Annotated in this window: 6 protein-coding genes; 2 read left to right on the top strand and 4 right to left on the bottom strand. The window is 71.4% G+C overall.

Going from position 1 to position 5184, the window contains the following annotated elements; all coding sequences use genetic code 11:
* Positions 1 to 104 precede the first annotated feature (104 nt).
* Positions 105 to 551, top strand: coding sequence for a DMT family transporter (locus Q0112_RS08460; RefSeq protein WP_297973907.1), 447 nt, complete (start codon positions 105 to 107; stop codon positions 549 to 551).
* 4 nt (positions 552 to 555) lie between these two features.
* Here the strand turns inward: Q0112_RS08460 and Q0112_RS08455 are convergent, their stop codons facing one another.
* Both Q0112_RS08455 and Q0112_RS08450 read right to left on the bottom strand, forming a co-directional pair.
* The gene (locus Q0112_RS08455; RefSeq protein WP_297973904.1) at positions 556 to 1470 is read right to left on the bottom strand and encodes an NAD(P)-dependent oxidoreductase; all 915 of its coding nucleotides are present in this window, start codon (positions 1468 to 1470) and stop codon (positions 556 to 558) included.
* 63 nt (positions 1471 to 1533) lie between these two features.
* The gene (locus tag Q0112_RS08450; RefSeq protein ID WP_297973901.1) at positions 1534 to 2121 is read right to left on the bottom strand and encodes a hypothetical protein; all 588 of its coding nucleotides are present in this window, start codon (positions 2119 to 2121) and stop codon (positions 1534 to 1536) included.
* A gap of 88 nt (positions 2122 to 2209) precedes the next feature.
* On the opposite strand from Q0112_RS08450, the gene Q0112_RS08445 reads away from it, so the two are divergent.
* Positions 2210 to 3148: a 2-hydroxyacid dehydrogenase gene (locus tag Q0112_RS08445; RefSeq protein ID WP_297973898.1), complete on the top strand. Its 939-nt coding sequence runs from the start codon at positions 2210 to 2212 to the stop codon at positions 3146 to 3148.
* A 109-nt stretch (positions 3149 to 3257) separates the two neighbouring features.
* Here Q0112_RS08445 and Q0112_RS08440 read toward each other — a convergent pair whose 3' ends face one another.
* Complete coding sequence (locus Q0112_RS08440; RefSeq protein ID WP_297973895.1) at positions 3258 to 4022, bottom strand: SDR family oxidoreductase; 765 nt, start codon at positions 4020 to 4022, stop codon at positions 3258 to 3260.
* Positions 4023 to 4098: 76 nt separating this feature from the next.
* Positions 4099 to 5007, bottom strand: coding sequence for a DMT family transporter (locus tag Q0112_RS08435; RefSeq protein ID WP_297973893.1), 909 nt, complete (start codon positions 5005 to 5007; stop codon positions 4099 to 4101).
* Between the last annotated feature and the right edge of the window lie 177 nt (positions 5008 to 5184).

The following is a 5184-nucleotide window of genomic DNA, read 5'->3' as shown; positions in this document are numbered from 1 at the left end:
CGGGTCCGACCGGCCAGGCGAGCCCGGCCTGCGACGCCCAGCGACCGTTCGACATCCGAGCGCGAACCCGCCATGGTGGCCCTCCGCGAGAGAGGGAGGGACCGATGGCGATCGCCTTCTACCTGGCCGTGGCGGTGATGATGGGAATGCTCGTCTCGTTCCAGCCGCTGATGAACGCCGTCCTCGCCCGTGCCATCGCCAGCCCCTACGGCGCCGCCGCCGTCTCGCTGGTGGTGGCGGGCGCCGGCGGCGTTGCGATCGCGCTCGTCGCCGGCCGCGGCGACATGAGCCGGGCGACGCTCGCCACGGTGCCCTGGTGGATCTTCCTCGCCGGCCTCATCGGCGCGCTCTTCGTCGCCGGCGGGGTGATCATCGCGCCGGTCGTCGGCGCCCAGCTCTTCTTCGCCACCGTGATCGCCGGCCAGCTCCTCGGCGCGACGCTGGCCGACCACTTCGGCCTCTTCGGCCTCGAGGTGCGCCCCCTCTCGCTCGAGCGCGCGCTCGGCCTCGCCCTCGTCGTCGGCGGCGCGATGCTGGTGCGCCGCGGCTGACCCGTCACCGGTCCGGTCCCGGCTCCCCGCCCCTCGCGTCCCCGTTCAGCGCCAGCATGATGTCGGTCATCTCCGGCACGTAGCGCTCCCCCATCCCCATCGCCATCCCGAGCTTCAGCGTCTGCAGCGCCCCGTCCGACATCAGCGTCGCCGCCCGGTGCCGCGTGGCCAGCCGCTCGTAGTAGCTGAGGTCCTTGAAGGCGTTGGCGATCGAGAAGCGGTGCGCCTCCGGGTCGCCCTCGACGGCGTATTTGGCGAAGTTCTGGAAGTTCGCGCAGTTCATCCCCGAGTTCGAGATCACCTCCCGCAGCACCCCGGGCGCCGCCCCCACCTTCTTCGCCATGGCGAAACACTCCGCCCAGACCGCCGCATAGCCGAGCGCCACCAGGTTGTTGATCAGCTTCAGCGCATGCGCCGACCCGACCGGCCCGCCGGTCGGGATGATCGCGCTCGCCCAGGTGGCGAGGAGCGGCCGCCATTTCTCGACCAGCTCCGCCGGCCCGCCGACGAAGGTGGTGAGCTCGCCCGCCCAGGCCTGCACCGGCGTCCGCGACAGCGGCGCGTCGAGGAGCGTGATCCCCTTCCCCGCCAGCTCTGCCGCCAGCCGCTCGGTGACCTCGGGGTCCGAGGTGGAGGCATCGAGGATCGTCAGCCCCGGCCGCGCCGCGGGCAGGAGCCCGGCCACCGTCGCCTCGACCTCCGGCGAGCCGGTGACGCAGAGGACGACGACATCGGCCTCCCCCGCCATCTCGGCGAGGCTCGCGACCTCCCTCGCCCCCCGCTTGACGAGATCGTCCACCGCCTCGCGCTTGCGGTGGGCGATGACCCGGAGCGGCCAGCCCTTCTCGACCGCGTTCTTCGCCATCCCCCAGCCCATGAGCCCGACGCCCACGAACCCCACCACCGGTCCTTCCGCCATCCTCGTGCCCTCCCTGTCGCTTCGCCCGAGCTAAGCGCCCCGCCACCCCGGCCGCAACCCGGCTCAGGCGAAGAGCGTGAGCTGCCGCAGGATCCGCCAGAGCTGCGCGGCGAGCGCGAGGATCACGAAGGCCGCATGAAAGCGCCGGTCGCGCACCCCGATGGCGACGAACGCGAACCCGGCGAGCACCGCGTCCACGGCGACATAGGCCGGCCCGAGCGCCCGCAGGTGCGCATCGCCCTTCACGATCGTATCGACGATGTCGGTCAGGAGGATCAGCGCGAGGAACCCGTAGAACCAGCGCTGCCGGGCGTGGAAATAGTCGGCGAAGCCGGCATACTCGTCGATCCGGTCGGGGAAGAGCAGCGTGCTGGTGAAGAAGAAGAGCGAGGCATAGCCGACGACGAAGAGATAGAGCTCGAAGCTCCAGGCCCCGATCCGGCCGAGCCCGAACTCGAACCACCAGAAGTGCAGCACGGCGAGCAGGAGGAACAGCACCCAGCCGAGATGCACCGGATAGAGCCGCGGCCGCGCCGGATGCTGCACGAACCGTGCGAGCCCGGTCAGGAGCCGGGTGATGCAGAGACCGGCCACGAGGCCGATGATGACGCGGACATGGAAGAAGGCATCGTGGGCGAGCTGCGCTTCCATGTCCGTCCCTCGTGTCGCGTCCCGGCGAGGATTGTGCTTCGCGGCATGCCGGTCAATAACCGGGCGGCAAGTGAGGGAGGGGGCGCCGATGAAGCCCGAGATTCTGCAGATCATCCCGATGCCTCCGAACGTCGAGGCCGCGCTGGCCGAGGCCTATGTCGTGCATCGCTACTGGGAGGCGCCCGACCGCGCGGCGCTGCTCGCCGAGGCCGGCCCGCGCATCCGCGGCGTCGCGACCGATGGCCACTACGGCATCGCCCCCGGGATCATGGCGGCGCTGCCGAAGCTCGAGATCGTGGCGAGCTACGGGGTGGGGTACGACAATATCGACACCGCCGCCTGCAAGGCGCGCGGGATCCGGGCGAGCAACACGCCCGACGTGCTGAACGACGCGGTGGCCGAGCTCGCGCTCGCCCTGATGCTCGCCCTCTGCCGGCGGGTGCCGCAGGCGGATGTCTTCGTGCGCGAGGGCAGGTGGGAGGCCGGCGCCTTCGCGCTGACCGGCGAGCTGACCGGGGCGCACGCCGGCATCCTCGGGCTGGGGCGGATCGGCAAGGAGATCGCCCGGCGGCTGCAGGTGATGAAGATGCGCGTCTCCTACCACGGGCGCCACGAGCAGCCGTTCGAGCCCTACCGGTATTATCCCGACCTCGTCGCCATGGCGCGGGACGTGGACTGGCTGGTGGTGATCGCCCCCGGCTCGGCGGCGACCCGCGGCATCGTCTCGCGCGAGGTGATGGAGGCGCTCGGGCCGGAGGGGGCGCTCGTCAACGTCGCCCGCGGCGCGCTGGTCGACGAGCCGGCGATGATCGAGCTCCTGGCGGACGGCAGGCTCGGCGGCGCCGCGCTCGACGTCTTCGCCGACGAGCCGCGCGTCCCCGAGGCGCTGCGCGCCCTGCCCAACGTCGTCCTCTCCCCGCACCAGGGCTCGGCGACGGCGAAGACCCGCGGCGCCATGGGCGATCTCGTGGTGCGCAACCTCGCCGCCCACTTCGCCGGCGACCCGCTGCCGACCCCGATCGCATGAGCGCGCCGGCGCGCGCCCACCTGTCTATACGTTGTCAATACGGGAAATTTTTCCCAGAGATTTCAATACACTGATCCCTGGGCACGCGTGCCGGCAGCGTGCCCGCGCCCTATCCCCGGCCGATGTAGGGCATCTTGGTCGCCATGATGGTCATGAACTGGACGTTCACGTCGAGCGGCAGATCTGCCATCTGGACGACCGCCCGGGCCACATGCTCGACGTCGATCCGCGGCTCGGGCGCCAGGCGGCCGTCGGCCTGCGGGACCCCGCCGGTCATCTTCGCGGTCATGTCCGAGGCCGCGTTGCCGATGTCGATCTGGCCGCAGGCGATGTCGAAGGCCCGCCCGTCGAGCGAGAGCGACTTGGTCAGGCCGGTGATGGCGTGCTTCGAGGCGGTGTAGGGGATCGAGCCGTAGCGCGGCACATAGGCCGAGATCGAGCCGTTGTTGATGATCCGCCCGCCCTGCGGGCTCTGCGCGCGCATCAGCCGGAAGGCGGCCGAGGCGACGAGGAAGGCCCCGTCGAGGTTGACCGAGACGACCTTGCGCCAGTCCTCCCAGCTCACGTCGCCGGGCAGCATCGGCGCGACGTTGGTGCCGGCGTTGTTGAAGACCACGTCGAGCCGGCCGTGCATCTCACGGATGCGGGCGAAGAGCGCCTCGACCGAGGCGGGGTCGGTCACGTCGGTCGGGACGCCGACGCAGTCCCCCTCCCCGCCCAGCCCGTCGATCACCGCCTGCAGCTTGCCCGCATCGCGGGCGGCGAGGACGACGGCATCGCCGGCGCGGGCGAAGGCGCGGGCGGTGGCGGCGCCGATGCCCTGGCTCGCGCCGGTGACGAGGACGATGCGGGGAGCGGTCTGGCGGTCGGGCATGGGGTTCCTCCTGTCGGTCGATGCCGGGGTGTTTTCGGAGGGCACTTTCCGCGGCCGGGCGGCGGTTCACAAGGGTTCAGGCGCCGCCGCGGGCGAGGGTGCGCTCGCGCAGCCAGATGTAGAGGCCGCTCGCCGCGACGATCGCCGCGCCGGTCAGCACCCAGGCGTCGGGCGGCTGGGCGAAGATGATCCAGCTCGAGGCGGTCATGTAGAGGATCTGCACGTAGCTGATCGGCGCCAGCGTCGAGGCCGGGGCATAGCGGTGGGCGATGATGAGGATCTGGTGCCCCGCCCAGCCAAAGACCCCGATGGCGAGGAAGGCGAACCAGGTCCCGGGGCTCGCCGGCCAGGTCCAGCCGGGCAGCGCGAGCGGCGCCATGCCGACCGTCGCGAGGAGCGCGGCATAGAACTGCTGGGTGGCGGTGCTGTCGCGCCCGGCCAGCCTGCGGGTCAGGATCGAGTAGAAGGCGCCGCAGAGCGCGGCGCCGACCGAGAAGACGACCGCCCAGTGGACCGGCCCGGTCCAGGGCCGGGTCACCACCAGGACGCCGAGAAAGCCGACGAGCATCGCCGCCCAGCGGCGCGGCCCGACCTCCTCGCCGAGGAGCGGGATCGAGAGCAGGCAGATCCAGAGCGGGCTCGAGAAGAAGATCGCCGCCGTCATGGTGAGCGGCAGATGGCCGAGGGCGATGAAGTTGAGGATGGTACTGAGGAGCAGGAAGGCGCCGCGGACCAGCACCGCCCCCAGGTTCTCCGTGCCGAGAAACGGCTCCTGCGCCGGCAGCGCCAGCGCCACGACGAGGAGGAGATGGCCGAGGTAGCGCACGAAGACGACCTCGGGGGTCGGCAGGCCGTGCAGCACCAGCCACTTGGCGCAGCTGTCGATGCCGGTGAAGGCGAGCAGCGCCAGCAGCATGAGGGCAATGCCGCTGAGCGTGCGGTCCTCGATCGGCGCCACGATCGGCGCCCCGGGGCGCTGCGGCATGGTCGGCTTCCTTGACGGGCTTGCTGACGGGGAGGAGCGTCGCCCGAAAGGAGCACCGATCCGGCGGCTTGTCGAGCCCTCGCCGGCACGGGACAAGGGCAATCAGGTGACGCAGGAACGAGCGGGGCGGGGCGCCCGGCTGGCGCGCGAAATCCCGTGCGCAATCAGGATTTCGCG

Source organism: uncultured Amaricoccus sp. (assembly GCF_937858865.1).
Lineage (GTDB): Bacteria > Pseudomonadota > Alphaproteobacteria > Rhodobacterales > Rhodobacteraceae > Amaricoccus.
Note: the sequence above shows the minus strand (reverse complement) of the source record. Positions and strands in the feature narration are given on the sequence as shown.